This window comes from Bacillus sp. GS3m_15504, assembly GCF_055825275.1.
The window spans coordinates 2,421,759-2,448,058 of sequence record NZ_JBVVNL010000001.1 but is presented as its reverse complement, the minus strand read 5'-3'; the positions used below and the strand labels follow the sequence as shown (position 1 = coordinate 2,448,058).

26 protein-coding genes and 2 pseudogenes are annotated in these 26,300 nt (G+C 34.2%); 19 read left to right on the top strand and 9 right to left on the bottom strand.

The annotated features are described in order from the left end of the window. Positions 1-51 precede the first annotated feature (51 nt). Positions 52-609, top strand: a complete 558-nt coding sequence (locus AC0L0O_RS12920) for a helix-turn-helix domain-containing protein (protein ID WP_000391313.1) — start codon at positions 52-54, stop codon at positions 607-609. A gap of 404 nt (positions 610-1,013) precedes the next feature. Here AC0L0O_RS12920 and AC0L0O_RS12915 read toward each other — a convergent pair whose 3' ends face one another. Next, positions 1,014-1,682: a BclA C-terminal domain-containing protein gene (locus AC0L0O_RS12915; RefSeq protein WP_473785803.1), complete on the bottom strand. Its 669-nt coding sequence runs from the start codon at positions 1,680-1,682 to the stop codon at positions 1,014-1,016. A gap of 211 nt (positions 1,683-1,893) precedes the next feature. Here AC0L0O_RS12915 and AC0L0O_RS12910 point away from each other — a divergent pair, with 211 nt between their 5' ends. Beyond that, complete coding sequence (locus tag AC0L0O_RS12910) at positions 1,894-2,670, top strand: DUF4183 domain-containing protein (RefSeq protein WP_473785802.1); 777 nt, start codon at positions 1,894-1,896, stop codon at positions 2,668-2,670. Positions 2,671-2,731: 61 nt separating this feature from the next. On the opposite strand, the gene AC0L0O_RS12905 is transcribed toward AC0L0O_RS12910, so the two are convergent. Beyond that, positions 2,732-3,022 (bottom strand): DUF4183 domain-containing protein, encoded by a 291-nt coding sequence (locus AC0L0O_RS12905; RefSeq protein ID WP_001121640.1) that lies wholly within the window; start codon positions 3,020-3,022, stop codon positions 2,732-2,734. A gap of 446 nt (positions 3,023-3,468) precedes the next feature. Here AC0L0O_RS12905 and AC0L0O_RS12900 point away from each other — a divergent pair, with 446 nt between their 5' ends. Continuing rightward, positions 3,469-4,773, top strand: a complete 1,305-nt coding sequence (locus tag AC0L0O_RS12900) for an exosporium glycoprotein BclB-related protein (protein ID WP_000682183.1) — start codon at positions 3,469-3,471, stop codon at positions 4,771-4,773. A 605-nt stretch (positions 4,774-5,378) separates the two neighbouring features. Here the strand turns inward: AC0L0O_RS12900 and AC0L0O_RS12895 are convergent. Further along, the gene (locus tag AC0L0O_RS12895; protein WP_041185065.1) at positions 5,379-6,011 is read right to left on the bottom strand and encodes a cupin domain-containing protein; all 633 of its coding nucleotides are present in this window, start codon (positions 6,009-6,011) and stop codon (positions 5,379-5,381) included. Between the two features lie 179 nt (positions 6,012-6,190). Further along, positions 6,191-7,579: an HD domain-containing protein gene (locus AC0L0O_RS12890; RefSeq protein ID WP_428888778.1), complete on the bottom strand. Its 1,389-nt coding sequence runs from the start codon at positions 7,577-7,579 to the stop codon at positions 6,191-6,193. Between the two features lie 204 nt (positions 7,580-7,783). Here AC0L0O_RS12890 and AC0L0O_RS12885 point away from each other — a divergent pair, with 204 nt between their 5' ends. The 3 genes from AC0L0O_RS12885 to AC0L0O_RS12875 all read left to right on the top strand — a co-directional run bounded on the left by AC0L0O_RS12885 (position 7,784) and on the right by AC0L0O_RS12875 (position 10,340). Then, positions 7,784-8,089, top strand: a complete 306-nt coding sequence (locus AC0L0O_RS12885; RefSeq protein WP_000010334.1) for a luciferase domain-containing protein — start codon at positions 7,784-7,786, stop codon at positions 8,087-8,089. A 93-nt stretch (positions 8,090-8,182) separates the two neighbouring features. Next, on the top strand, positions 8,183-9,493 hold the full coding sequence (locus tag AC0L0O_RS12880; RefSeq protein ID WP_000712997.1) for a phytoene desaturase family protein: 1,311 nt from the start codon (positions 8,183-8,185) through the stop codon (positions 9,491-9,493). Continuing rightward, positions 9,471-10,340 (top strand): RNA polymerase sigma-70 factor, encoded by an 870-nt coding sequence (locus AC0L0O_RS12875; protein ID WP_000447171.1) that lies wholly within the window; start codon positions 9,471-9,473, stop codon positions 10,338-10,340. Before AC0L0O_RS12880 ends, AC0L0O_RS12875 begins: the two co-directional genes overlap by 23 nt. Positions 10,341-10,379: 39 nt before the next feature. On the opposite strand, the gene AC0L0O_RS12870 is transcribed toward AC0L0O_RS12875, so the two are convergent. Beyond that, positions 10,380-10,538, bottom strand: coding sequence for a hypothetical protein (locus AC0L0O_RS12870; RefSeq protein ID WP_001100984.1), 159 nt, complete (start codon positions 10,536-10,538; stop codon positions 10,380-10,382). A gap of 314 nt (positions 10,539-10,852) precedes the next feature. On the opposite strand from AC0L0O_RS12870, the gene AC0L0O_RS12865 reads away from it, so the two are divergent. The 4 genes from AC0L0O_RS12865 (at position 10,853) to AC0L0O_RS12850 (ending at position 14,953) form a co-directional block, all read left to right on the top strand. Then, positions 10,853-11,437 carry an O-methyltransferase gene (locus AC0L0O_RS12865; RefSeq protein ID WP_000380332.1) on the top strand — a complete coding sequence of 195 codons (585 nt, stop codon included), beginning with the start codon at positions 10,853-10,855 and terminating at the stop codon, positions 11,435-11,437. Between the two features lie 313 nt (positions 11,438-11,750). Next, complete coding sequence (locus AC0L0O_RS12860) at positions 11,751-12,863, top strand: toxic anion resistance protein (RefSeq protein ID WP_000137402.1); 1,113 nt, start codon at positions 11,751-11,753, stop codon at positions 12,861-12,863. Positions 12,864-12,887: 24 nt separating this feature from the next. Then, positions 12,888-13,721, top strand: coding sequence for a DUF3974 domain-containing protein (locus tag AC0L0O_RS12855; protein WP_000008368.1), 834 nt, complete (start codon positions 12,888-12,890; stop codon positions 13,719-13,721). 278 nt (positions 13,722-13,999) lie between these two features. Beyond that, positions 14,000-14,953, top strand: a complete 954-nt coding sequence (locus tag AC0L0O_RS12850) for a hypothetical protein (protein ID WP_000380290.1) — start codon at positions 14,000-14,002, stop codon at positions 14,951-14,953. Positions 14,954-15,020: 67 nt separating this feature from the next. Here the strand turns inward: AC0L0O_RS12850 and AC0L0O_RS12845 are convergent, their stop codons facing one another. After that, on the bottom strand, positions 15,021-16,580 hold the full coding sequence (locus AC0L0O_RS12845; protein ID WP_000635992.1) for a glycoside hydrolase family 10-like protein: 1,560 nt from the start codon (positions 16,578-16,580) through the stop codon (positions 15,021-15,023). Between the two features lie 227 nt (positions 16,581-16,807). On the opposite strand from AC0L0O_RS12845, the gene AC0L0O_RS12840 reads away from it, so the two are divergent. The 8 genes from AC0L0O_RS12840 (at position 16,808) to tdcB (ending at position 24,268) form a co-directional block, all read left to right on the top strand. Then, on the top strand, positions 16,808-17,113 hold the full coding sequence (locus AC0L0O_RS12840) for a PTS sugar transporter subunit IIB (RefSeq protein ID WP_000865898.1): 306 nt from the start codon (positions 16,808-16,810) through the stop codon (positions 17,111-17,113). 11 nt (positions 17,114-17,124) lie between these two features. Continuing rightward, positions 17,125-18,408 carry a PTS sugar transporter subunit IIC gene (locus tag AC0L0O_RS12835; RefSeq protein WP_001032291.1) on the top strand — a complete coding sequence of 428 codons (1,284 nt, stop codon included), beginning with the start codon at positions 17,125-17,127 and terminating at the stop codon, positions 18,406-18,408. 79 nt (positions 18,409-18,487) lie between these two features. Then, positions 18,488-18,754 carry a hypothetical protein gene (locus AC0L0O_RS12830; protein ID WP_001021956.1) on the top strand — a complete coding sequence of 89 codons (267 nt, stop codon included), beginning with the start codon at positions 18,488-18,490 and terminating at the stop codon, positions 18,752-18,754. Between the two features lie 22 nt (positions 18,755-18,776). Further along, positions 18,777-19,925: an anhydro-N-acetylmuramic acid kinase AnmK gene (gene anmK / locus AC0L0O_RS12825; protein ID WP_000274998.1), complete on the top strand. Its 1,149-nt coding sequence runs from the start codon at positions 18,777-18,779 to the stop codon at positions 19,923-19,925. 20 nt (positions 19,926-19,945) lie between these two features. Beyond that, on the top strand, positions 19,946-20,845 hold the full coding sequence (locus AC0L0O_RS12820) for a BadF/BadG/BcrA/BcrD ATPase family protein (RefSeq protein ID WP_000876599.1): 900 nt from the start codon (positions 19,946-19,948) through the stop codon (positions 20,843-20,845). 132 nt (positions 20,846-20,977) lie between these two features. After that, positions 20,978-21,526 carry a glycerol-3-phosphate 1-O-acyltransferase PlsY gene (gene plsY / locus AC0L0O_RS12815; protein ID WP_000610856.1) on the top strand — a complete coding sequence of 183 codons (549 nt, stop codon included), beginning with the start codon at positions 20,978-20,980 and terminating at the stop codon, positions 21,524-21,526. Between the two features lie 70 nt (positions 21,527-21,596). Beyond that, positions 21,597-23,180 (top strand): aminotransferase class V-fold PLP-dependent enzyme, encoded by a 1,584-nt coding sequence (locus AC0L0O_RS12810; RefSeq protein WP_428888781.1) that lies wholly within the window; start codon positions 21,597-21,599, stop codon positions 23,178-23,180. Between the two features lie 86 nt (positions 23,181-23,266). Continuing rightward, on the top strand, positions 23,267-24,268 hold the full coding sequence (gene tdcB / locus AC0L0O_RS12805; RefSeq protein WP_000628920.1) for a bifunctional threonine ammonia-lyase/L-serine ammonia-lyase TdcB: 1,002 nt from the start codon (positions 23,267-23,269) through the stop codon (positions 24,266-24,268). Between the two features lie 46 nt (positions 24,269-24,314). Here tdcB and AC0L0O_RS12800 read toward each other — a convergent pair whose 3' ends face one another. Continuing rightward, the gene (locus tag AC0L0O_RS12800; protein WP_000415077.1) at positions 24,315-24,644 is read right to left on the bottom strand and encodes a YkvA family protein; all 330 of its coding nucleotides are present in this window, start codon (positions 24,642-24,644) and stop codon (positions 24,315-24,317) included. Between the two features lie 185 nt (positions 24,645-24,829). Between AC0L0O_RS12800 and AC0L0O_RS12795 the strand changes: the two are divergent. Then, positions 24,830-25,178 (top strand): annotated as a pseudogene (locus AC0L0O_RS12795) (N-acetylmuramoyl-L-alanine amidase C-terminal domain-containing protein); the annotation flags it as partial. 46 nt (positions 25,179-25,224) lie between these two features. Here the strand turns inward: AC0L0O_RS12795 and AC0L0O_RS12790 are convergent. Both AC0L0O_RS12790 and AC0L0O_RS12785 read right to left on the bottom strand, forming a co-directional pair. Beyond that, complete coding sequence (locus AC0L0O_RS12790; protein ID WP_001022913.1) at positions 25,225-25,653, bottom strand: SMI1/KNR4 family protein; 429 nt, start codon at positions 25,651-25,653, stop codon at positions 25,225-25,227. 207 nt (positions 25,654-25,860) lie between these two features. Then, positions 25,861-26,266, bottom strand: a pseudogene (locus AC0L0O_RS12785) (WXG100 family type VII secretion target); the annotation flags it as partial. Between the last annotated feature and the right edge of the window lie 34 nt (positions 26,267-26,300).

Here is a 26,300-nt window from a genome sequence, read left to right as displayed (position 1 = left end):
TTTATTATACATAACGGTCGTTATATTGTATATAGTGTAGGGGTGTTTCTTATGGAAGAAATTCAACTTATTTTGGCGAAAAATTTAAAGACAATACGAGAGAAGGAAAAGTTAAGTTTAGAAAAGGTTTCCCAATTAACAGGTGTGAGTAAAACGATGATTGGACAAATTGAACGAGGAGAGTCAAGTCCAACATTAACAACGATATGGAAAATTGCGAATGGTTTAAAAGTGTCTTTTACTTCTTTAATCAATAATCCGCAACCGGATACGAAAGTTATTTTACGAAATGATATTCAAGTATTATCAGAAGACAGTGGGAGATATAAAGTGTATCCTTCTTTTCCTTTCCAAGATGATAGGAACTTTGAAATCTATACGGTTGAAATTGAAGCAGAAGGAAAATTAAGTTCGGAAGGACATAAAGAAGGGACCGAAGAATTTATAACAGTGTTTGAAGGAGAATTGACAATTGAAATAAATGATTGTCAATATAAATTAAATAGTGGGGATGCCATTCGCTTTAAGGCGGATAGACCACATACGTATCATAATTTTGGAAGAACGCTAACGCGGTTAAGTATGACCATTTATTATTCAGCTTCATAAATTTACAGCTGACTTAAAAAACATAGAAAGGGGTAATGGTAAAACCATCTATAAGAGATGGTTTTATTTTTTATAATTCACAAAAAAAGACACTCATTTGAGTGTCAACATAGTATTGCTCTCGCGTATAGGATTGAAGTTTGTTTCTCAAATACGTATTGAGATGGTTCGTATTTGAGAAACTACCTTCATATTTAAGGTAACATTGGCAGAGAGCAATGTAAATTGATAATGTATATACGGAAAATTTAGTATAGATACTTTGTACTATGAATATAGTACAAAGTGTTTTTTATTGCAAAATCACTGTCCTGAAGTTATTAATATATAACCTTAAGGAATGATGTAATAGTTACTATTTTAGCATTTAAGAATGATGATTATAAAAAAGAACGAATCATTTTTTAATCAATTCGTATAATTGTTAAAGAGGCACCTGTTGAACCACCTCCAACTAAATTAACTATGGATAATACGCCAAATAGTTGAAGTGAAATTGTATTACCAGCAATTAAATTGATTATTAAATTATTATTATAATTTGAAGTTGATATTGCGGGGGAAAAAATAGATCCGGAAAGTGGAGTCGAAGAGTTTAATAGTAGCCTTGTACCAGCAAGTAGTGCAGTTGTCGTATTAACTTGATAAGTTAAATAATATCTCCCAGTAACAGGAATTGTAAATATATCATTTGAAGCGTTCACTGTAAAATTTCCGAGACTTTGGTTATTAGAAAGTGGAATATTAGTTCCACCTAATATGACTGAAATGGGACCACCTAATGTATTATTTGCAAACATAGAGTTTGTTGTAATGTTGGGACCAGTAAAGCCTGTGGGACCAGTAAAGCCTGTGGGACCAGTGATGCCTGTAGGACCAGTGATGCCTGTAGGACCAGTAAAGCCTGTGGGACCAGTGATGCCTGTAGGACCAGTGATGCCTGTGGGACCGGTGATGCCTGTAGGACCAGTGATGCCTGTAGGACCTGTAAGTCTGTAGGGAAGAATAATTTCAAGAGCCAGTGATAATAGATTTTTTTTTGTTTTTTCATTCTTATCTTGAATATAAATCACCTCATCTTTTAATTAGAACGTAACCAATTTAGTATTTTGAAATAGAGCTATCATTTTATAATATGAATACTACTAGTTATAGAAACGGCAAAAAGTTTAATATATGTAAAAATCATTTGGATATGAAAAAAGTAGCCATAGATTTTTTCGAAATGATAAATGTTTTATTTTGTTAATTAGGAAACAAAAATGTGGAATGAGGGGGATTTAATTGAAACAGAATGACAAATTATGGTTGGATAAAGGCATAATAGGCCCAGAAAATATTGGACCTACCTTCCCGGTTCTTCCCCCAATTCATATTCCAACAGGAATAACGGGAGCAACCGGTGCAACAGGAATAACGGGAGCAACAGGTCCGACGGGAACAACAGGAGCGACCGGTGCGACAGGAATAACGGGAGTGACCGGTGCAACAGGAATAACGGGAGTGACCGGTGCAACAGGAATAACGGGAGTGACCGGTGCAACAGGAATAACGGGAGTGACAGGTCCGACGGGAATAACGGGAGCAACAGGTCCGACGGGAATAACGGGAGCAACAGGTCCGACGGGAATAACGGGAGCAACAGGTCCGACGGGAATAACGGGAGCAACAGGTCCGACGGGAATAACGGGAGCAACAGGTCCGACGGGAACAACAGGAGCAACAGGTCCGACGGGAATAACGGGAGCAACAGGTCCGACGGGAACAACAGGAGTAACCGGTCCAACTGGCGTTATTGGCCCCATTACAACAACTAATTTATTATTTTACACTTTTGCAGATGGAGAAAAACTGATATATACAGATTCAGATGGGTTAGCTCAATATGGTACAACTCACATATTATCTCCTGATGAGGTTTCGTACATTAATTTGTTTATTAATGGAATACTTCAACCACAACCATTATATCAAGTTAGTACTGGTCAGCTCACTTTATTAGATAATCAACCACCATCACAAGGTTCTTCAATTATTTTACAATTTATCATTATTAATTAAAAAAGACAGATTCTTAAATAAAAAGGATCTGTCTTTTTGCTCTACATTAAAGTAGTTAAAACTAAGTGACGATAAATTCAATTGTAATTGGAATTCCACCGTCTAATGCATCTCCGCCAGGAATTGTAATAGCGCCAGTAGGTCCAGTAGTAACACTGGAATTCACACTAGGTTGAAGAATGCCGTTTACATATAAGTTGTAATACGTAAAGGTCGGAAAAGCAGTTGCAGTAGTACCAGCATCGTTTAAGCAAGCTGTAGCAGCAATTGCAAAAGCTGCACCAGTCCCGGTTCCGGCTCCTATTGTAGATGTGAATCTTCTGGATGCCATAAATGGTTGAATAATTGGCAATTATTTTTCACTCCCTAAATTATTTTTGAACAAAGTATGGGATAACTTGTCCAATATATTGTATGAAAGTTTTTGATAATAAAAACGGCTTCATGATAGTAGAGGGAACACAATTTTAGTAAAGGTATTGTTGTTACTTGGTGGTTATATGCTAATGCTTAGTTTTTATACTCAAGTTAAAATGTGCTTTTGGACCTAAGAGATAAACGTGGAAAAATAAAATAAACTCTTAAGTTTAGGTGTTTAATCTAAGCAGTCAATTATTAAAAACATATAATTAATATGTGAGTCATGAACATAATTAAATAATGTTTTCAAGTTTAATTATCGTTCATGTTTCCTATTTTAAGCGGAACAAATAACTCAATTACTTTTTTCGATTGGATCTTTTTTAACTCTTATAATAGGAAAACACTCAACTATAAAAATAAGTAAGGAGGAAATAAATGAAACATAACGATTGCTTTGGTCATAACAACTGCAATAATCCAATTGTTTTCACTCCAGATTGTTGTAATAATCCACAAACGGTTCCAATTACTAGTGAACAATTAGGAAGATTGATTACTTTACTAAATTCTTTAATTGCGGCTATTGCAGCATTTTTTGCGAATCCAAGTGACGCAAACAGATTGGCTTTACTCAATTTGTTTACTCAACTATTGAACTTACTAAATGAATTAGCACCTTCTCCAGAAGGGAATTTCTTAAAACAATTAATTCAAAGTATTATTAATTTACTACAATCTCCTAACCCAGATTTAGGTCAATTGCTTTCTTTATTACAACAATTCTATAGTGCTCTTGCACCATTCTTCTTCTCTTTAATTATTGACCCTGCAAGTTTACAACTTTTATTAAACTTATTAACTCAATTAATTGGTGCTACTCCAGGAGGAGGAGCAACAGGCCCAACAGGTCCAACAGGTCCAGGAGGAGGAGCAACAGGCCCAACAGGTCCAACAGGTCCAGGAGGAGGAGCAACAGGTCCAACAGGTCCAACAGGTCCAACGGGAGACACAGGTCTAGCAGGAGCAACGGGAGCAACAGGTCCAACAGGAGATACTGGAGTAGCAGGTCCAGCAGGTCCAACAGGTCCAACGGGAGACACAGGTCTAGCAGGAGCAACGGGCCCAACAGGTCCAACGGGAGACACAGGTCTAGCAGGAGCAACAGGCCCGACAGGAGCAACAGGTCTAGCAGGAGCAACAGGTCCAACAGGAGCAACAGGTCTAACGGGAGCAACTGGAGCAGCTGGTGGCGGAGCTATTATTCCATTCGCTTCAGGTACAACACCAGCAGCGTTAGTTAACGCGTTAATAGCTAATACAGGAACTCTACTTGGATTTGGATTTAGTCAGCCTGGTATAGGATTAGCTGGTGGAACAAGTATCACATTAGCATTAGGTGTAGGTGATTATGCATTTGTAGCACCACGTGACGGGGTTATTACGTCATTAGCAGGTTTCTTTAGTGCAACAGCTGCATTATCCCCATTATCACCTGTTCAAGTGCAGATACAAATATTAACTGCACCAGCAGCAAGTAATACGTTTACAGTACAAGGCGCGCCTCTATTATTAACACCAGCATTTGCTGCGATCGCGATTGGTTCTACAGCATCAGGAATTATCCCTGAAGCTATTCCAGTAGTAGCTGGGGATAAAATATTATTATATGTTTCCTTAACAGCAGCAAGTCCAATAGCTGCAGTAGCTGGATTTGTAAGTGCAGGTATTAATATCGTCTAACTGGTTACAATGTCTGTTTGAAATTTGAACTGGCATTTGTATATAGCCTTTCCTAATTTATTAGGAAGGGCTATATTTTATGGGAAGATAGGTGATACTCAATTGAGAAATTACTCTTTGGTGAATTGGTATAAAAATAAAAATGTATGATTTACACTCTATTGTATATGAAAAAATATTTATAAATAAAAAAGATGAATTCTATTAAAAACAGAATTCATCTTTTAAATAAAAGGGAAGTAATTTATTTATCGTGAGCTTTAAAATGTTATTGTTCAAATTAGTAATAAACTATTTGTTTTTATTACAGTTACATCCTTTTTTCTTTACATAGCCTTGCTCGGCTAAGTCTCTTTGTGATTGGGAATTGGAAGATTGAGAATTCGAAAACTGAGAGGATGTTGATGAACTACTATTTTTATTATGAGAGTAGTTTTTTCGATAGTTATAATTACTCATAGTACTATCACCTCCAATTAAATATATAAATATTATATGTATGTACTCTATTAATTGTTACGATAATAAATAGGAATGGGTATACAATAAAAAAATCTCCTACGTATTTCCCGAGGAGATAAATAATCGTCCCTTCACAATATAAATTAATATCCCCAGTAAAGAGGGAAATAATATGAATCTGGATAATATAAATTTTGTTGTGGATTAGGAGGCTGAGTTGCTGGGTTTATCGTTCCGCGTTTCTGATTACAATTTGCTGGAGGACCGATTACTGTAGTGGATTGAATAGGGGATACTGCTTGTTTCCATTGTTGTTCATCGAGACAGTAAGTATGGGCCATTATATTAGTGGGAGTTAATCTTAACATGTCAGAACCAAAAATAACTTCTGGTGTTGGTGCGTCGAAAATTGCTAATAAATGAGTGTTATCTGCTGTAGCAATTTCATAATGCCACCACGCTTGTGGAATATTTGCAACTTGCCCCGGTTTTATTGGTAAGTTTAATATTTGATTTGTAAAAGGATTAAGTAATGAAACAACCGCAGATCCTGAAATACAGTACACGAGTTCAGCTGCATTTTGATGTATATGCGGCTCTACAACATTTCCTGTACTTAAATAGATATCTAATAAAGAAGTATTTTCTAACGTATTTAATTGTTTCATGCCAAGTACATTTATATAATTTTGGCCATCTTTCTGAAAAAAATTACTTTTATTTAAATCATAAGTGAAATTAGTTGAGGGGGAGGTGTAGTCGATATTGGAAGTCAATTGTATTACCTGCCTTTCTATTAGTAAGTAAGGTTACAAAATTAGGATATGTGTCTAGTGTTTGTTATGTGCTGTTGTTGGTATCATAATAAATTTTCCTATTCCATAAAGAATAGGGGGTGTATTTCGTATCCTAAATAACAGACCAATACTTTTTATAAGAGGTATTAGTCTGTTATTTAAGATAGTTTTTGCTGAATAATTAATTGTGCTTTAGCGGTATTGGCATAATTGAGCCACTCTAATACCAAGTTTTGTTTTAAACCAAAATAGATTTCTATGACGTCAAAATGAGATACCTTTGTTTTAAGTGGAACAGGTATACCATTTACTTTTGCATTTTTCATGTTATGTGCAATTTTTGGAAATGAAGAGAAAGTAAAATCAATAATTGTAGCACCATCTGGTAAATAAATAGGTTGTAAATCTGAAGTATAAGCCGTTATGGTATTTTCAAATAGTTCATATGATACTAGATTATGGAAAGCGATTGGATCTGTAGTTAATAAATTGTTATTCACAATTGTATCATTCATTATTTTAAAAGATATTGCTTGAACATTTGCAGTTCTATTATTCAATAAAGAAAAAATGCCGTTATCTTTTAATGTTTTTGCTAATTGTGTTTGAATGATAATTGTTTGTACAGTATTATTCATCTTGATTTTAGTTTTTAAATTGCTATTAAAAGGGCTGTTTTCAAGTGCTATGTTGTCTTCGAAATAGTTGATAGTTGGTTTGTATAATTGATGTATTATTCCAAGAATTTTATAGCAATCTAGTACACTTGTAGTTGTAATACAGATTTGTGAAATACCTGATACGTTTTGTACTTCTTGTAGTTGTGAGTAAGCAGTATAAATTGGAGGAAACTCATAGCTTATTTTAAATGAAAGGTTAGTATCATAAAAAGAATGAATTCCTCTTCTCAAATCAGTTATATTTTTTTGGAGATGTGGCACATATCCAGTTAAAAATTCAAGTACCTTGTTATATCTTTCTTTATGTAAATATTGAAAAGCAAGATTTTCTAATTCATACTGGATTGTATATAATCCTAGTCGCTTTGCAAGTGGCGCAAAAAGTGTTAAAGTTTCATTCGCATATGCTACTTGTTTCGCCGGTTTTTTAACATTCAATGTTTTTATATTGTGAAGGCGATCTATAACTTTAATAATGCCAACACGTATATCATGTTGAGAGGATAATAGTAGTTTTTTAAAATTAATTGCTTCGTATATTATTTTGTTTTGATTTTGTTGTTTTTTTCTTTTTGTTAATCCATTTACAATATATCTAATAGTTGTACCAAAATGCGATTCAATTTCTTCTATAGAATGTTCAGTATCTTCTACAACATCGTGTAATAATGCAGCAATCAATGTAGTGATGTCAGCTTTATAATTTATCAGTATTTCAGCAATTGCGAAAGGGTGAATAATATATGGTTCTCCGGTTTGGCGGTATTGTCCATCATGTGCTCGCTCTGCAAATTGTATAGCTTTTTTCAAAAGTTTTAATTCATTAGATTGTAAATAATTTTCCTTTTGTAATAATACCTCGCGCATATAAATCCATCCCCTAAAATTATTTTTAATAATAATTCTGTATAATAGAATAAATACCCTTTGGAATTATTTTAATTATGAAATAAATGAAGGTGTTGAGATTAAACTATATTCGTATTCCCGTTCATACTTTGGATTGATGGAAAAAAGTAATGAAAATGTTAATTTAAAATTACATCAATCATTAATAAGGAGTGAATGTCCATGTCATTTAGTGAAATGATTAGAAGTGAAGTGCTCAGCTGGGCAGGTGTTTCTGAAAAACCGCATCGATTTGGTGGTATTGAAATAAATTATGGTAAGAAAGAACTGGGTCATTTGCATGGAGATAAGTTAGTTGATTTACCATTTCCAAAGTTAAAGCGAGATGAATTAGTAAACAAAGGATTAGTGAAAGCACATCACGTATTACCTGAATCAGGATGGATCAGTTATTATATAAAGAGTGCAGAGGATATACCATTTGCAATTGAGTTATTTCGTATGCAATATGACAGAATTAAAAAATAATGAAATAAAATAGATGAGTAAAAATATATTTTTATGTCACATCCCTCTTTAATCGTTCGTCTTGTATGTAGAACGATAAGGAGGGATTTTATTATGAAGAAATTTGATGTAGCAATTGTTGGTGGTGGCCTTGCTGGATTAACAGCATCTATATATTTAGCGAAAGCTGGAAGGAAAGTGATTGTGTTAGAAAAGTCCAGTCGATTTGGTGGTCGAGGGATGACTATAAATAAAAATGGGATCTGTATGAACCTTGGTGCGCACGCCTTATATAGAGGAGGAGCAGCATTTTTAACTTTTAATGAGCTCGGTATGAATCTACCGGGTGGAATTCCATCTACAAAAGCACATGGAATATGGAAAGGGGATATATTCACTATCCCAACAGATTTTCGCTCAATTTTATCAACACCACTACTTTCGTGGTCTGCAAAAGTACAATTCTTACGTCTAATAATTCGTTTAGGGCATTTAAATATAGGAGAAGTTCCAAAAATGAGTCTAACTACATGGACAGAAAATGAAATAAAAGATCCAATGGTTCGAAATATATTTTATGCATTATGCCGAACAACAACATATACGTTTGCTCCTACAATACAATTGGCATCATCTGTACTAAAGCAAATACAGCTTTCAATAAAAGAAGGGGTATTTTATGTAGATGGTGGCTGGGAGACGATAATAACAAAATTAAGAGACATAGCGAATCATGTCGGGGTGCAATTTTTGGCTAAAAAGCATGTTTTGGAAATAGAGCATTACGAAGATAAACAAAGAATATATTGTTTTGACGATGAGGTATTTGAAGTAGGTACAGTCATTGTGACGACTCCACCGAAAGAAGCTTGTAACATAATAAAAGGTGCGGAAGGAACAAGCTTGCATAGATGGAGTGAACAATCGGTACCGGTTACTGTTGCTGCATTAGATATTGGTTTGAGACGATTACCTAATCCGACACATCAATTTGCATTAGGATTAGATCAACCTATATTTTTCACGAATCAATCAAGAGCAGCTAAATTAAGTGATGATGGATCAATTGCTGTGAGTTTAATTAAGTACCAGAATCCTGCACTAGAGATGAAACATACTCATGAAGATAAAGGACAGTTAGAAAGTACGATGGATTTGTTACATCCAAATTGGAAAAGAGAAGTTGTTGCACAGCAATATTTACCGACAATAAAGGTAGTATATGATTTTCCTCATATTAACCGAGTTGAAACCCCAGGTCCTAATATCCCTGAAATGCCAGGTGTTTACGTTGCAGGTGATTGGGCTGGGCATGATGAAATATTAGCTGATGCTGCAGTAGCAAGCGGGAAACGTGCAGCGTTACACATTTTAAAGCAATTAGAAAGTGAGGCAGTTCATCATGGAAACGGAGCAATTATATGAAGTGTATCAACCATTACTATTTTCGTTAGCATATAGAATCCTTGGGAGTGTTATGGATGCTGAGGATATCGTTCAGGATGTATTTATCTCATTAAATAATATAGAAGATTTTCAGTCTATAGAAAATATGAAAGCGTATTTGTGTAAGATGGCGACAAATCGTTCAATTGATAAATTACGTTCGGCAGCGTATAAACGTAACGTGTACGTAGGGATGTGGTTGCCAGAGCCACTAGTAGAAGAAAGTGATGAGCCATCAGAGTCATTTGCAATGAAAGAATCTCTTTCCACCGCATATTTATTACTTTTACAACAATTGTCTGAGGTAGAAAGAATTGTTTTCATATTAAGAGAGGTTTTCAGTTATGAATACGAAGAAATAGCTTCGATTGTTGATAAGAGTAGTGTGAACTGTAGAAAGATTTTTCAACGGGCACGAAAAAGTATATTGGATAAGCCGAAGCAATCGACATTAAGTACGAAGAAAATGGCTGCTTACGTTGAAAAGTTTGTATCATCATTACAGTGTGGGGATGCGCAAGGTATGTTAGAAGTATTAAAAACAGATGCTATACTCAAAGCTGATGGTGGTGGTAAAGTTACGACTGCAATTCATCCGATTTATTCTGCGGATCGAATTATACGTTTGTTCTTTGGGGTTGCGCAACGATTGACAGAAGCGTACACTGTTGATTTCAAAATGGTAAATGGTATGCCAGGAGTTATAGTTACAATAAATAATAAAATAACATATGTTCTTTCGTTCGCATTTGAGGATGAGAAGATTTCAAACATTTATATGGTAGTTAATCCTGAAAAACTTATGCATTTAAATGTAAAAATATAAAAAACGCATTTCTTCAGAAATGCGTTTTTTGTTTTTTTATTATTTTTCTAACATTTCAAGAGGGACATCTTTTTCGCCAGCTACCTCAAATTTAATTTCCCCGTCTTCTTCATAAATACGTGTAATAATCGGTATAGTAATCATTAATTTTTTATGCTGCTTTCGTTTTCGAGCAGCATCTAAGCTAATCACGTTCATTTGTAAGCATCCTTTCTTCTAGAAATATATAAACAAAGAAAATGCGTCCGGAAAGGGCGCTTAATTGAATTTGAAATACCGATTCATTTAAATGGGGTTTATATAATTTAATAACTGCAATTTTAATATGAAATAATATGAATGGAATAATTGCACGTAGAAATTAACTTTACCAAAAAACGAAACAATATGCTATAAAAAATTATAAATCTTTGTCATATAACGGGAAAAAGGATTTCGTTTCGCATATAATAAAAAGTAGACGGGCAACAAGAGCTTTTTCATCATATTGCTTTAGAAAGGCGATGAAAAGAATGGATACATTAAATTCATTATTATTTCAACTTGAACAATATGGAGAAGAGCATGATCGAAATAAAAAAACACGGGAAGAAAAATTACGGAATATTTCTCGTGAGATGGGGCAATTTTTATCAATTTTAGTAAAAGGGTGTAGTGCAAAAAACATTTTAGAAATTGGAACTTCTAATGGTTATTCTACATTGTGGTTAGCTGATGCGGTAGAAGAAACAAATGGAAATGTAACAACTGTAGAGCTTTCCTCAGAACGAGTTGGAGAGGCACTTGCCAATTTTGAAAACGCAAACCTTTTACAAAGGATTGATGTTCACAATCAAGAAGCAGGGGCATTTTTAGATTCACAACTAGATCATTCATTTGATTTTATTTTCCTAGATTCAGAGCGTACGCAATACATGTGGTGGCTTGAGCATATAAAACGCATTTTACAACCAAAAGGTCTTCTTGTTGTCGATAATGCTACTTCTCATGCGAATGAATTAGCTGAGTTTATAAAAATGATTGAAGAAGATAAAATGTTTGAAACAGTGTTATTGGCATTTCAAAATGGTGCATTTGTAGCGCGTAAGAAGCAATAGGATTGAACGCAATATAATTATCACATTGAAAAAGGGTGTATGTCAAAAGATTGAGTACAGTAGAATGGGAAGGACGTAATTTATATATGTAACACACGAAGAATCCGCCTTCAGCATGTCGGTCTCTAGGTCTTAAGTCTGAGGAAAATTATGTTGTTTACAGGTATACTTATAGTAAGAAACAGGGAATGACTGCATAAGCAGGTATTTCTTGAAAATTGATTTCATATAGGCTGTTTGCACATGAAATACAATATATTAGATGAAATATAGTGCACATAAATTCGCACATATAAATAAAGGAGCGATTTTGTTGACTGAACTCGAGAAAAAAGAACCCGTATCAATTGTGAAAGATAATAATGTAGAAGTAGTAGTTGATACAGTTATAAAAGATGAAGAACTTGATGAATTAAATAAAGAAGCCGATCTTTATGTACAAAAATTAAATAGCGAGCAAAATACAGATTTATCGAAAGTATTGTCTCAGCTAGGAGATTTAGGGGATAAAGAACAACAAGCAGCAGGACAAACGTTATCAGCATTAAAACGTCCTGTCACAGCGATGATGAACGGGAAAAATGAAGAAATCCCAAATACATTGTTAGAATTACGAAAAGTAGTATCAGAGCTTGATCCAAATTCATTAAAAGCAAGTGGTATGAAGAAAATTATGTTTAAAGTATTCAAGAAAAATCCACTTGAAACATACGTGCATAAATACCAATCTATAGATAAGCAAATTGAGGAGATTATAAGATCGCTTCTAATTGGCCGTGACAACTTACAAGAAGATACTGTTGGCCTAGAGATGCTTAAGGAGCAATCGCACGATAAAATTCATGCGCTCGATAAGCAAGTATACTTAGGGAAAAAACTGGCGGGCATGCTTGAAGCGGAGAAACAAAATCCAGAGCGTCAAAGAGACATTCCATTAATTAACGATGCATTAGAAAAGATTCTAGTGCGTACACGTAATATGCAGCAAGCAAAAAGCGTGTTATTACAATCTATCGCATCTGTAGACATCATTAAGAAAAATAACGAAAAGTTAACAGAGGCAATACGTAATGCAATTACAATGACGCAAAACGTTGTAACAGTTTCCGCTGCTATTCAGCTAGCATTAACGAATCAACGGAAAACAATTGATGCAGTGAATGCGACAAATGAAGCAATTGAATCAATGGTATTAAGTAACTCACAAGCATTAAAACAAAACACAGAAGAAACAACAAAACTGCTTGAAAATCCGGCAATTAGTATGGATAAATTACGCGAATCATTCCAAAATGTATTTGCTGCGATTGAAGCTTCTGAGAAATCATCAGAACGTATTATAGAGTCAAGTAAGAAGTTTGTTATTGAACTAGACACATTTAATGATGAAATGAAACAAAAGCTCATTCAGCGTCCAAGAAAATAGCAGACTTTTAGAGGAGGTGAAAAAATGAGTTTCATTCAAACCGTACTATTATTACTCGGTACATTGCTTTTAATCGCATTTACGGTCGTTGTTTTAGTCGTATATTTCGGACGAAAACTGTATTTTTCATGGACGAAGCCATATAAAAGAGCACACGATTCTTTAGAAAAGTTATCGAATAAATCATTACCGTTTCTACAAGAATTTACACAACATCCACTCTTTTATCGCTGGATTCGCACGGAAGGAAAAAAAGAGCAACATACATTAAACACTCTTTTCTGTGCATCGAGCCAACGTACGAGAGAGCAAGTATTCTCAATGTTACCGAAAGAAAAACAGAAAAAAGTACATGTAATGGCAAAAACAACGAGAAAACTTACAAATGAAGATATTGATGTAGCTGCGATAAAAGTGAAAGATTTTTTAAGACAAGAAACGCAGCAAACAGTAAAACCGACAGATTTATCGTTTTATAAATTGTATTTTTATGATCGCTATCCAGATGCATTAAATACAATTCAAGCGTATAAGCGTTCAATAAATCCTTCATTACAAAAAACAGTTGATGATATTACAATTTCAGTATTAAATGCACTGCCGTACTATCAAGAGCAACGTATGTTTGAACAACAACATAAACTTGAAACGTTCTTAATGAAAGATTTAATAGCGATGTTATCTTTAGTGGTGCAACTACCACCATCACAACGTCCCGAAAAAGAAGAAGAATTGAAAATCTACTTACAAAATTTCCAAAAAGAAATGGAAGTAGTAGAGCGGGATATTCGTGACTCGATTGATCACGATTTGAATGTGAAGATGAGAGCAGCGACTGAGAAGTTTAAAAATAAGTAGGAGAGATTTCCTCAAAAAAGCTGATAAATGTAGCTTTTTTGAGGGATCTCTTTTTATTTTGATAAAAATTATAGTTTAATCAGAAATTGCGGAATTAGTTGAAGTATTAATAAGTAAGTAAAAGACTTTTATTATGACATTATTATTGCTATACTGACAAATGTTGAAAATGTAAGATTCCAAAAGAAAGTGTTTTTATTATAGAAATATCCAAAATCATGTATAGATAACTAGTTTGGGTCTTATGAAATACATAAGTAGAGGAGTACATTTAAAGAGTGGATACTTTGTTAATGTTTATTGGGATGGTTGGTTTAATTGGAGCGATAGTATTTTTTATTGCTATGATAGGGACGATAGTTATAAAGAAATATCGTTCGCGCTTGAAAAAATTTGCTATTATTTTTGGTTCATGTTTATCTGTGTTTATCGTTTCTTTAACATTAAGTCATATTTTTTATCCAATAACTGCAGAACAACAGGCTGAAATGGATAAAAAAGCTGAAGAAAAGAAACGGTTAGCAGCTAAAAAAGAAGAGCAACAGAAAGCTGAAAAAGCAAAAATAGAAGAAGAAAAAAATGTTGAAAAGGCGAAAAAAGAAAAAGAGAAGCAATTAGCAGCTGAAGCGAAGGAAAAAGAAAAGCTAGAAAAAGAAGCGGCTGAAAAAGCAGAAGCAGATAGACTGAAAGCGGAAGAAGAGCAACGTAAGAAGGAAGAGGAAGAAAAGAAGAAAATAGAAGAAGAGCAACGTAAAAAAGAAGAGGAAGAAAAGAAGAAAATAGAAGAAGAGCAACGTAAAAAAGAAGAAGAAAAAAAGAAAGCAGAAGCAGAGGCGCGTAAGGCAGAAACACAACAAAAAGTGTTGGAATCAAATTATAGATCTGCATATGCTACTCATAGTAAAAAACTAACAGATTCTTTAAATCAGACAGGTAATCTTTTGGTAAATAATAAAATTGGGGATGAAGAATGGACGCTTAAATTAGCCGCGAGTCTAATTATGTTACAAGATGTAACTCAAAACCCACCAAACGCTCAAGTGCCTGACAAATTCAAAGAAGTTAATAGTTTATATTTGCAGGCTTTAGAGAAGTTTAATCAATCTGCGAAGTTAACTCCAGAAGCTTTAGATGAAGGAAATACAAAAAAAATGCAAAGAGCTACAAATTTAATGAATGATGGTGGAGAAATTCTTAAAAGTGCGAACTCTTTATTAAAAGAAATGATGTAGTTTAATTTATAAATGATAATATGAAAACTACCTATTCATAAAAGAATAGGTAGTTTTTTGTTGTATACTATTTTGCATTTACAGTGGTCTTATTAGATGCAACGCTTTCATTATGCAATCGATCAACTGCAGTTACTACATACGTATACGTTTCTCCAGAGATAGCTGTTTTATCTACATAAATTTCTCCAAGTTTTGTTTTCCTTACAGTAGTAAGTAAATTTTTTGGGTTTTGTATATCCACTTCATTTTTTCCATTCGCGCGGTAAATGGTGTAATAAGCAGAATCATTCTCTCTATCGTCAATAATGCCTATAGCAATACCTTCATCTCTTGGAATAGCACCTTTTAAAGTCGGTTGTTTTGGTGGATCATGATCAAGCCAAGGCATAGAGGGGATTAATGCAGGATATTTATATATGTCTTTTGAGAGTCTATCTTTTATTCCTAGTGGATTGTTATTAATATCTTTTAAGCTAAAATGCATACTACCTTTTATTTCAGGATATAACCGATTTAATTCAATTTGTCTTGGGTATTCTTCTGGATTAGACCAAGCTGGGACAGAATTATTATTAATTTTATAGGCCGCCTGACCGATGTATAGGTGAATCGGTTTATTATTTGTTTCTTTTACCCACCAATCTACTAAGATGTCATATGCAGCTGGTGTGAAACCAATATTCCAATAGATTTGCGGTGTAATGTAGTCAATATATCCTTTTTGTATCCACTCACGTGTATCAGCGTAAAGGTCATCATAGTTCCTTTGACCTGCAGTTGTGTTAGAGCCAGTTGGATCGTCAGCTATATTTCGCCATACGCCGAACGGACTTATGCCAAACTTTACGTATGATTTTTCTTGTTTTATAGCAGTATTTAAATCTTTTACAAGTTCATTTACATTGTTACGTCGCCAATCCTCTATATTTGTAAATCTACCGTTATTATACGTTTCGTACGTTTTTTGATCGGGGAATTGTTCACCTGCTACTTTATATGGATAAAAATAATCATCCATATGCAGCGCATCAATGTCATAATTTTGCACAATTTCTAAAGCACCTTCAGTTATAAATTTTTTCACTTCTGGAATACCGGGATTGTAATATAGCTTCCCGCCATAAGGTACAATCCAATCGGGATGTTGTTTTGCAGGGTGATTATTTGATAATCGATTTATATCAGTGTGATTCATCGTTATTCGGTATGGGTTAATCCATGCGTGGAATTCTATATTTCTTTTATGTGCTTCATCGACCATAAATGCGAGTGGGTCATAACCAGGATCTTTTCCTTGTGTGCCCGTAATGTATTCAGACCAAGGACCGTAATTTGAAGGATAGAAAGCATCAGCGGTTGGCTTGATTTGCACAACGACTGCATTCATACCGGTGTTTTTTACATCGTCTAATAATCTAATAAACTCTTGTTTTTGATTTTCGATGGGTAAGCCGGTTTTTGAGGGCCAATCAATATTAAGAACAGATGCGATCCATACAGCACGTAATTCATGTTTTTTATACGTAGTATTAGCTTCAGCATAAGTAGAGTGAGGGGAAATGAAAGTGAAAGGAATAAAAAAGATGACGATACAACATATCATTAATAAACGTTTAACAATCATTTATACGCCTCCCTATTATGTGGTTAACTATTATGATATCCGAGATGAGGTTGTTCTTACAATTGAGAAAAATAAATATTGAAACATTAATTTAATAGGAAAAATATTTTTACTGAAATTTACTTTCATTATAACTAAATTCTTTCACTACTTCATATGCTTGTTAGTAAAGTGAAACTTCCTTTCATTTGAAGGGTAGTAAATTATAAGTATAGGAGGATTCATAAATGAAGGTTTTGTTCGTTTGTTCTGGAGGAATGTCCAGCGCAATTGTTGTAAACGCTTTAAAAAAAGAGGCGGAGAAAAAGGGTGTAAACATGGAGGTACATGCGATTGGAACAAGTGAGGTGGAAGAAGAAGTGAAAAATGGTTGGGATGTTGTAATGGTTGCGCCACAAGTTAGACACCGATTTGACTCTGTAAAAAAATTTGCAGAAGAGGAGTCTATTCCGTGTGGTATCATTCCGCCGCAAGCATATACGCCACTTGGCGGACCGACTTTATTAAAGACTGTAAATGATTTAATTCGTTAGGGGGAACCGTTATGAATAAGTTTGTCACGTTTCTTGATAAAAACTTATCTGGACCGATGGCAAGACTTTCTGAACAGAGACATTTACAAGCAATCCGTGATGGAGTTATTTCAGCATTACCATTTATCATCGTAGGAAGTTTCTTTTTAATCGTAGCATTTCCACCATTACCGAAAGATAGTTTCATATCCGTTTGGGCATTAAAGAATCAAACAAGTATATTAATACCATATCGCCTAACGATGTTTATTATGTCTTTATATATAGCATTTGGAATAGGATATAATTTAGCGAAGAGTTATAAGTTAGATGCTTTATCGGGAGCTCAGCTTGCAGTATGTTCACTGCTATTAACATTAACTCCTGAATTAATTGATAAAAAAGGATTTATGCTTCCGATGACAAATCTCGGAGGGCATGGATTATTCGTGACTATGATTGTTTCTATTTTATCAGTTGAGATTTTAAGATTTTGTAAGAAGAACAACGTAACAATCAAAATGCCAGAACAAGTACCACCTTCAGTATCGCGTTCGTTTGAAGCACTTATACCTGCTGCATTCGTTATTATTATTATGAGCCTTATTACAGTTGTTTTTAAAGTTGATGTACATTACGTAGTGGATAAATTAGCCGCACCGTTAGTCAAAGCTGGAGATAGTTACTTTGGCGTCATAATACCTGTATTTTTAATTACATTTTTCTGGTCCTTCGGAATACATGGTGTATCGGTTGTAGGTACTGTAGCAAGACCGCTTTGGGATGTATATTTAGGAAAAAATGGTGAAGCTGTAGCAAGTGGTGCGAGTCAATTTCCATTCATTGCACCAGAACCGTTTTATCAATGGTTTATTTGGATTGGTGGTTCGGGTGCAACGTTAGGGCTTGTGTTAGCAATGATCGTATTTGGTCGATCAAAATATTCGAAGGCATTATCGAGAACTTGTATTGTGCCTGGGATTTTTAATATTAATGAACCAGTTATATTCGGCTTGCCGATTGTATTGAATCCAATTTTAATTATTCCTTTCGTCATTACGCCGCTAGTAACAGCGACTATCGCTTATGCTGCAACTGCAATGGGATTTGTAACGCCAACTCATATTATGCCGCCATGGACATTACCAGCCCCAATTGGTGCATATTTAGCTACAGGAGGAGATTGGCGTGCAATTGTATTAGTCTTAATAAATATAGCAATATCATTCCTTATTTATTTACCATTCTTTAAAATGTACGACAAAAATATGCTTGAAATTGAGAAGAATGGTGAAGGAGAATCTGTTAATCCATAATCTTTATGCTTTATTTTGTGAGTGATAGGCATTTTGTCTATCACTTCTTTCACATTAAGTTGAGAGAGGGTGAAATGGAATGAATATAAAATTTAGTTATAAAGGTGTATTTTTATTATTATTTGGAGTGATATGTGCGAATTTACTTTTTGTGCCTATATTAAGAATGCTACATCTATCACAAATGCATAGTATATGGCTCGTTACAAGCATTGCGGCAAGTGTTTTGCTTACAGTAGTTGTTTCTTTCATTGATGGATCGTTTGCATCGAAAGCTCAGTTGTTTTTTAGATTTATATTGTTTTCGATCGGTTGTACATTTGTAACTTACATGATTGTTTTTTAGTAAATAGGAGGTCATGCATGGTATGTATATTGCAGGGGTAATGTCCGGTACTTCATTAGATGGAATAGATGTAGCGCTCGTTCGTATAGAAGGGAGTGGTGTAGAGTCTAAGGTCGAACTCATTCATTTTACTACAGTTCCATTTTGTAATGATATAAAAAGTGAAATACAACAAGCGTTATCAATAGAAAATTCAAATGTCCAACTCATATGTAGTTTGAATTTTAAGCTCGGTTTATGTTTTGCCAATGCTGTAAAGGAAGTTTGTAAAGAGGCCAATTTTTCTTTGGAACAATTAGATTTGATAGGTTCTCACGGACAAACGATTTATCATCAGCCGAAGCAAGATGGTAATAGGATACCTTCCACATTGCAAATTGGGGAACCTGCAGTAATAGCATACGAAACGAACACGACGGTTATCTCAAATTTCCGAACGATGGACATGGCAGCAGGAGGACAAGGTGCACCACTTGTGCCATATTCAGAGGTCATTTTGTATCGTGATCCAAGTAAAAATAGACTACTACAAAATATTGGTGGGATTAGTAATGTTACAGTAATACCAAGTCAACAAAGTGATCAGAACGTTATAGCTTTTGATACTGGTCCAGGGAATATGATAATTGATGAAGTATGTCAAAGGTTATTTCAGTTGCCATATGATCAAAATGGTGAAATTGCAAAACAGGGTAGAGTTGTAGATGAAATTTTGACATATTGTATGAGTCATCCATTTTTGAAAATGAATCCACCGAAATCAACAGGTAGAGAACAGTTTGGAGAAAAATTTGTAAGTGAATTATTGAAGCGGTTTGAAAAGCATAGTAAAGAAAATATATTGACGACGGTCACGATGTTTACTGTAAATTCAATTGTTCATCATTATAAGAAGTTTATCTTGCCGTATTATGAAATCGATGAGGTGATATTAGGCGGTGGTGGCAGCTATAATAGCACACTTGTTGAAATGTTGCGAAATGGATTGAAGGATGAAAACTGCGCAATATTCATTCAAGAAGATATAGGCTATTCTTCAGAGGCGAAAGAAGCTATCGCCTTTGCAATTTTAGCAAACGAAACGCATCATCGTAATCCGAGTAATGTGCCAAGCGCAACAGGTGCAAAACAATCTGTAGTTTTAGGGAATATAACCTTCCCTCCGTTATGAAGAAAATGAGGTGAACATATATGAAGTATATGATTGGAGTAGATGGTGGGGGAACGAAGACAGAAGCAATTGCCTTTGATCAAGACGGAAAGGAAATTATAAGTGGTAAGAGTGGTTTTGGAAATATATTAATAGATTTTGAAGAAGCTCTTGTGCATATTATGGAAGCGATTGATCAATGCCAGAAAAATGTAGTGAAAGGACATTGCGTTTGTATTTGTTTAGGATTAGCAGGTATAAGTGGCGCAAATACAAATGAATTAACATTACGTCTAAAACAGAAGTACGGAATACAAATTGAAGTTTTTAATGACGCAATGATAGCACATGCCGCTGCTTTAAAAGGGAAGGATGGAATATTAACGATTGGTGGTACAGGTGCAATTTGTATTGGAAAGAAAGGAAAAGTTTACGAGTATAGTGGGGGATGGGGACATATTTTAGGTGATGAAGGAAGTGGATATTGGATTGCATTACAAGGTTTAAAGAGAATGGCAAATCAATTTGATCAAGGCGTTACACTTTGTCCATTAAGCTTAAGGATTCAAGATGAGTTTCAATTATTAACATCGTCTCATATAAAAAGACTAGTTTATAGTTCTTCAAAAGATAAAGTTGCAGCAATCGCACCATTAGTTATTCGGGAAGCTAGAAATGGGAATGATGCTGCACAAAAAATTATAATGCAAGCGGCTAAGGAATTAACGAGAATTACGGTTAATATTTACAATAAAATGCAGTTTGATGAATCAACTTCAATTGCAGTAAGTGGCAGCATATTGCGTTTCGTTCCTGAAATATATGCTGAATTTAAGAAATGCTGTGAGAAAAGTATAGGAGAAGTTACATTTGTACCACAATCAGAACCAGCAGCAAAAGGAGCATATTATTTAATGAAGGATATATATTTTAAAAAATAGAAGCATGAGAATTTTTGTATGATTTGTAAAAATATGATGTTAAAATATATAAAGGGATGTAGATAAAAAAGTACAATATACATAGTCATTGAATATTGTATAAGTACTCCTATGCAGAAAGTGAATGATTATATGATTAATAGTATGCAGTTTTTATATTTAGTGGCTTCTTATTTATTTGGAAACATATTGACTGCTTATATAGTAACGAAATGGAGACATAATGTTGACATTCGGGATGAAGGAAGTGGTAATCCTGGCGCAAGAAACATGGGGCGCGTATATGGAAAGGGGTATTTCGTTGCTACATTTTTAGGTGATGCGATCAAAGGGGCAATCGTAGTTTCTATTGCAAAATACCTTTTTGAAGATTCTACATTCCTAATGCTAACATTATTGGCTGTAATAATGGGACATATTTATCCAATTTTATTTAAAGGTAAGGGCGGTAAAGGTATTTCAACATTTATCGGAGGACTAATCGCATTTGATTATTTGATAGCGCTTACCCTAGTTACAGTTTTCATTATATTTTATTTAATCTTTAAAGGATTTACGAAGCCAGGACTAATTACAATTGCTTGTTTACCACTTTGCATGATTTTGTATTCTTACTCAATTGTTACAACTATTTTAAGTGTACTCATCATTGTACTTATTTTATATGTAAATCGCGAATGAAATAAACATTTAATAAGTGGGGTTAATCTCCACTTATCATTTTTTATTAAATAGATAAAGGAGATAGGGCATGGGGTTAATTTATAAAGTTGCTGATCAAGTTTGGGAATTTGAAAGTATACATAAATTGAATTATAAAACATTTGTAGAAGAAATTCCGCAACATGAAGAAACAAAAGATCGTGTTCGTATAGATCGTTTTCATGAAGAAAATACATATTTAATTTGTTTAGATGACGATAAGTTAGTAGGTATGGTTGCGTTGCGAGGAAAACGACCATTCTCGTTAGATTATAAAATTTCAAATCTAGATTTTTATTTGCAAGAACATGGAGAAAACGTATATGAAATTCGTTTACTTTCAGTAGAACGTGAATATCGAAATGGAAGAGCGTTATTAGGTTTAATTCGCTTTTTACATCGTTATTTGCTTCTAAATGGATATGAATTGGCACTCATTTCTGCTACAACACGTGAACTACCTTTATATGAGCAAATGGGATTTAAAGCTTTCCATACGTTAGTTGGTACAGAAGAAGCAGCATTCCAGCCAATGTATGTTACCCCTGCTATGTTTGAAGCGTCGAGTGTTGGGGGAATTATGACGAAAGAGTATACGTTTTTACCCGGCCCAGTAGATATTGAAGAAAATGTTCGAAAGGCATTTTCTACTAAGCCTATTTCACACCGTTCTAAGTCATTTCAAGTGACGATGGATAATGTAAAGAAACGATTACTTCAAATGACAAAAGCAAAACGTGTGCAAATCATGTTAGGAACAGGGACATTAGCGAATGATGCCATTGCTTTACAGTTACGTTCTTTAAAAGGAAAGGGGCTCGTATTAACAAATGGGGAATTTGGTAATAGATTAGTCGGGCATGCAACACGCGCGCAATTACATTTTGATACGTATAAAAAAGAAATGGGGGAACCATTTCTTTATACAGAATTAGAAAAAGTAATGGAAAGTGGAAATTATGAATGGCTTTGGTTTGTTCACCATGAAACATCAACTGGAATGTTAAATGATTTAAAAGAGTTAAATGTTCTTACTAAGAAGTATCAAATTAAACTATGTGTAGATTGTATCAGTTCCATTGGAGCAATACCGATAGATTTAAAGGATATATATTTTGCAAGCGGTGTTAGTGGAAAAGCGATTAAATCATATACAGGATTATCTTTTGTTTTTCATAACCATATTGTAAAAATAAATGAAGCAGTACCGGCCTATATGGACATTGGCATGTACGAAGAAAATGAAAGTATTCCATATTCTCATTCATGGAATTTAATTTATGCTTTGCAAGAAGCATTGAAGAGATTTGAAGATGAAACAGCATTAAAAAAAATAAAAGAGACGTATGCATATATTGAACAAGCTATTACTACTATGGGTTTAAAACTTGTTTCACCGAAAGAACATGCCGCGCCAATTATACTTACGATTCAATTAAGCGAAGGCCAGTCCTCTAAAACGATAGGTGATGAGTTAGCATTACAAGGATATATTGTCCATTATGAATCAGCGTATTTACAAAAGAATAACTGGATCCAAATTGCATGCCTAAATCATTACAAAGAACGTGATATGAAAAGGATGTTGAATTGTTTACAAATGTGTGTATTACAGAGTGAGGTACATATATAAAGACTTTTTCTTAATATAGATGGTTTCGTATAAAGAAGTTGCTACATACGAAAACTTAGGAAGAGAACATTGGAAGAGGTGTTAGTATGATAACTAAAAAACTACCATTACATTTAGACGATATTAAAAAAGCTCAAAGCATTCTGGATAGAAATGCTCGTAAAACTCCATTAGTAAAATCATTTTATTTGACTAGTAAAACGGGTGGAGAAATTCACTTGAAATTAGAAAACATGCAATTAACAGGTTCGTTTAAATTCCGTGGTGCGTTTAATAAAATGTCACAGCTGACAGATCAAGAAAAAGAGAGAGGAGTAATTGCTTGTTCTGCTGGTAATCATGCGCAAGGAATTGCTTTATCTGCTCATTTACTCGGTATTAAAAGTAAAATTGTAATGCCGATTTCTGCACCTCAGGCGAAAGTTGATGCAACGAAAGGATATGGATCTGAAGTGGTTTTACATGGTGAAACCTTTGATGATGCGAAGGCAAAATGTGAGGAGATTATTAGAGAAACAGGTGAAACATACTTACATCCATATGACGATGTAGAAGTAATGGCTGGTCAAGGTACAATAGGATTAGATATTCTTGATGATATGTGGGATGTTGATACGGTCATTGTACCAATTGGTGGAGGAGGAATTATTTCTGGAATTGCTGTCGCATTAAAATCTTTTAATCCGTCGATTCATATAATTGGTGTGCAAGCAGAAAATGTTCATGGGATGAAGGCATCTTATGACAAAGGTAAAATTATAGAACATTATGAGGCACCTACGATAGCAGATGGTTGCGCGGTAAAAATACCAGGCAATTTAACTTTTGAAGTTGTAAAAGAATTAGTAGATGATATTGTAACAGTATCAGAAAAAGAGCTGGAAGTAGCGATGAAAGACTTATTACAACGCGGGAAAGCTGTTGTAGAAGGTGCAGGCGCATTAGCTACTGCTGCTCTACTTGCAGGGAAAGTGGATACATATATTAAAGAGAAAAAAGTAGTAGCAGTTATATCTGGTGGGAACGTAGACTTACAGCGCATATCGAGTGTTTGTGAACAATTTTTTGTGGCGAATGAAGTGAAATAGTTTTATGAAAAAGGAGCTAAGTGAAATTATATTAGCTCCTTTTTCATTATGTTTGTGCGGGAGTAAATAATGACTCCATTTTTACTTTGCTCTTTTCTCGAATTTCAGCGTCTGCATGGCGCATCACATATTTATGAGCTACAGCGATCGCCAAAACATCATCTAATAAGCCAATCCCAATAATAGCAGCTATATCTGGAATGAAGTCAATTGTTAATACGTAATAGGATAAAGCGGCTAATATGATGAATTTCGCTTTAGTAGGTAACCCTTTTTTTCTCATTGTGTAATATAAAATAATACTTTCATATACGCTAGATTTACCGAGGTTTGCTGAGCTTTTCTTGAATTTTTTCCAAAGTGTCTGTTTCTCCACATAAACACTCCTTTTACAAAAACATAGATTTTTTAAAAGGATAGACAAAGAAGTGAGGAAATAATCAATTTTATTGTTTTTCTTATTGTATATTTCCATGAAAATAGGGAATTACCTGTTCAAAATAATAGAATGTTGGGTATGTAACGATTCTCATTGTTTTGTTACGTAGTATGTGTTCGTGATACGGCGGTAATAAATCAGCATACTCTTGTGATATTTGGCAATACACAGAAACAGGAAATGTACCTGGTATCGGGAAATATGACCTTAATTTACTTATAGGGAAATAAGTCACTGTCTTGCTTGACTAGAGCAGCACAAGAGCAAATAGAAGTAGCTAAACAAAATATAATCCAATTAGGAGTTTTTTTAAGTGAGTACATTGAAGATATTAGGGGAGCATAACATCGTTAAAAATGGCAGCTGATTTCATTTTACAACTTGATGGATTAGCATATTTTACTTCTGATCCAACTTCAGATGCTCAATTTAAATACGATGGAGGAGCATCTTGATTGTAGAGATTGGTAGTATGAGTATTAACTCAATATCAATACGTCGACTGTTATTCTTTTAACTATGACAACAATTCCTCGACTCCGACGCAATCTATTAACAGCACTTTTAATGAAGGGGCTATTTTAATGGTCTCTTCAATATCTAAATTTCCAAAACCCACTGTATATAATCCGAATCCTTCTTTACCATCTATATATAGTAATGCCATTCCACCTTCATCATCACCAATTGCTAGTGAATTTGGTATATATTTTTGAATATCATGTGCTTCATTCATCTCTATGCAATCAATAGGGCCCCAAATACGTATGTAAATTTCATTTTTTACATTAATCTCTGCATTTGTACATTGTTGAATTACTTCTAAATAATCTAATGGCACATCTATTGATGAGAACTTTTGTAATTTTTGAATAGCCTCTTTACTCGTTGGTGATTCATAAGCTTCTAATGTGAAGGCCTTATTTAATTTTTCTAGAATATTCATTAATAATCAATCCTTTCTTACTTTACTTTTAGTTTATCAAGCATTTTATATTGTTGTTCTAAAGTTTATGAAATGTTTTCTTTAGAAAATCCTGCGTGTTCAAAAGCAGATACAAGATTTTTTAATTCATCTTGTAAAGTAGAACTCCATTTTCGATTACCTAAGCTTAAACGCCCATCGCGTATAATTCTGTGCATTAGAAATTATGGTGTGAGATAATCCTTTTCCTGACTCGATAGTCACTGTTGGTGCGAGTTTCCCGACGGATGTAAGACCAGCTACTGCCATTCTAGCCGCTATATTTCTGGCTGATTTTTTATTATCAAATTCTGTTTCCTCTGAACACACATTGCATCTTCTATCATTGTAACATTTTGATCATCTGTATTACGGAATTTTTCGGCAATTAGTTTCGAATCCGCTTCTACTTGTATAATTGAATTGATAGATGTAAAAGCATTTGGTCTTGCGTCATTAAACCTTTCAATGAACAGTTGATAAGATGCTCCAATCCATTGAAAACACAAATGCTCTATTTCATTATGGATTCTGTATTATTTGGGCGATTAGCCACTTTTTCTAGCATTTCAGGTGTTACTTTGTTTTGAATTATTTTTCCTCTCTTTTCTCCCATCTTCTTGAAAGTA

Coding starts and splice junctions, on each gene's coding strand:
- AC0L0O_RS12890 (WP_428888778.1), bottom strand. CDS start 7,579: ATGCGCGAGGTATTATTACAAAAGGAAAATTATTTACAATCTAATGAA.
- AC0L0O_RS12920 (WP_000391313.1), top strand. CDS start 52: ATGGAAGAAATTCAACTTATTTTGGCGAAAAATTTAAAGACAATACGA.
- AC0L0O_RS12880 (WP_000712997.1), top strand. CDS start 8,183: ATGAAGAAATTTGATGTAGCAATTGTTGGTGGTGGCCTTGCTGGATTA.
- tdcB (WP_000628920.1), top strand. CDS start 23,267: ATGATAACTAAAAAACTACCATTACATTTAGACGATATTAAAAAAGCT.
- AC0L0O_RS12855 (WP_000008368.1), top strand. CDS start 12,888: ATGAGTTTCATTCAAACCGTACTATTATTACTCGGTACATTGCTTTTA.
- AC0L0O_RS12840 (WP_000865898.1), top strand. CDS start 16,808: ATGAAGGTTTTGTTCGTTTGTTCTGGAGGAATGTCCAGCGCAATTGTT.
- AC0L0O_RS12865 (WP_000380332.1), top strand. CDS start 10,853: ATGGATACATTAAATTCATTATTATTTCAACTTGAACAATATGGAGAA.
- AC0L0O_RS12845 (WP_000635992.1), bottom strand. CDS start 16,580: ATGATTGTTAAACGTTTATTAATGATATGTTGTATCGTCATCTTTTTT.
- AC0L0O_RS12810 (WP_428888781.1), top strand. CDS start 21,597: ATGGGGTTAATTTATAAAGTTGCTGATCAAGTTTGGGAATTTGAAAGT.
- AC0L0O_RS12900 (WP_000682183.1), top strand. CDS start 3,469: ATGAAACATAACGATTGCTTTGGTCATAACAACTGCAATAATCCAATT.
- AC0L0O_RS12820 (WP_000876599.1), top strand. CDS start 19,946: ATGAAGTATATGATTGGAGTAGATGGTGGGGGAACGAAGACAGAAGCA.
- plsY (WP_000610856.1), top strand. CDS start 20,978: ATGATTAATAGTATGCAGTTTTTATATTTAGTGGCTTCTTATTTATTT.
- AC0L0O_RS12885 (WP_000010334.1), top strand. CDS start 7,784: ATGTCATTTAGTGAAATGATTAGAAGTGAAGTGCTCAGCTGGGCAGGT.
- AC0L0O_RS12835 (WP_001032291.1), top strand. CDS start 17,125: ATGAATAAGTTTGTCACGTTTCTTGATAAAAACTTATCTGGACCGATG.
- anmK (WP_000274998.1), top strand. CDS start 18,777: ATGTATATTGCAGGGGTAATGTCCGGTACTTCATTAGATGGAATAGAT.
- AC0L0O_RS12830 (WP_001021956.1), top strand. CDS start 18,488: ATGAATATAAAATTTAGTTATAAAGGTGTATTTTTATTATTATTTGGA.
- AC0L0O_RS12790 (WP_001022913.1), bottom strand. CDS start 25,653: ATGAATATTCTAGAAAAATTAAATAAGGCCTTCACATTAGAAGCTTAT.
- AC0L0O_RS12875 (WP_000447171.1), top strand. CDS start 9,471: ATGGAAACGGAGCAATTATATGAAGTGTATCAACCATTACTATTTTCG.
- AC0L0O_RS12870 (WP_001100984.1), bottom strand. CDS start 10,538: ATGAACGTGATTAGCTTAGATGCTGCTCGAAAACGAAAGCAGCATAAA.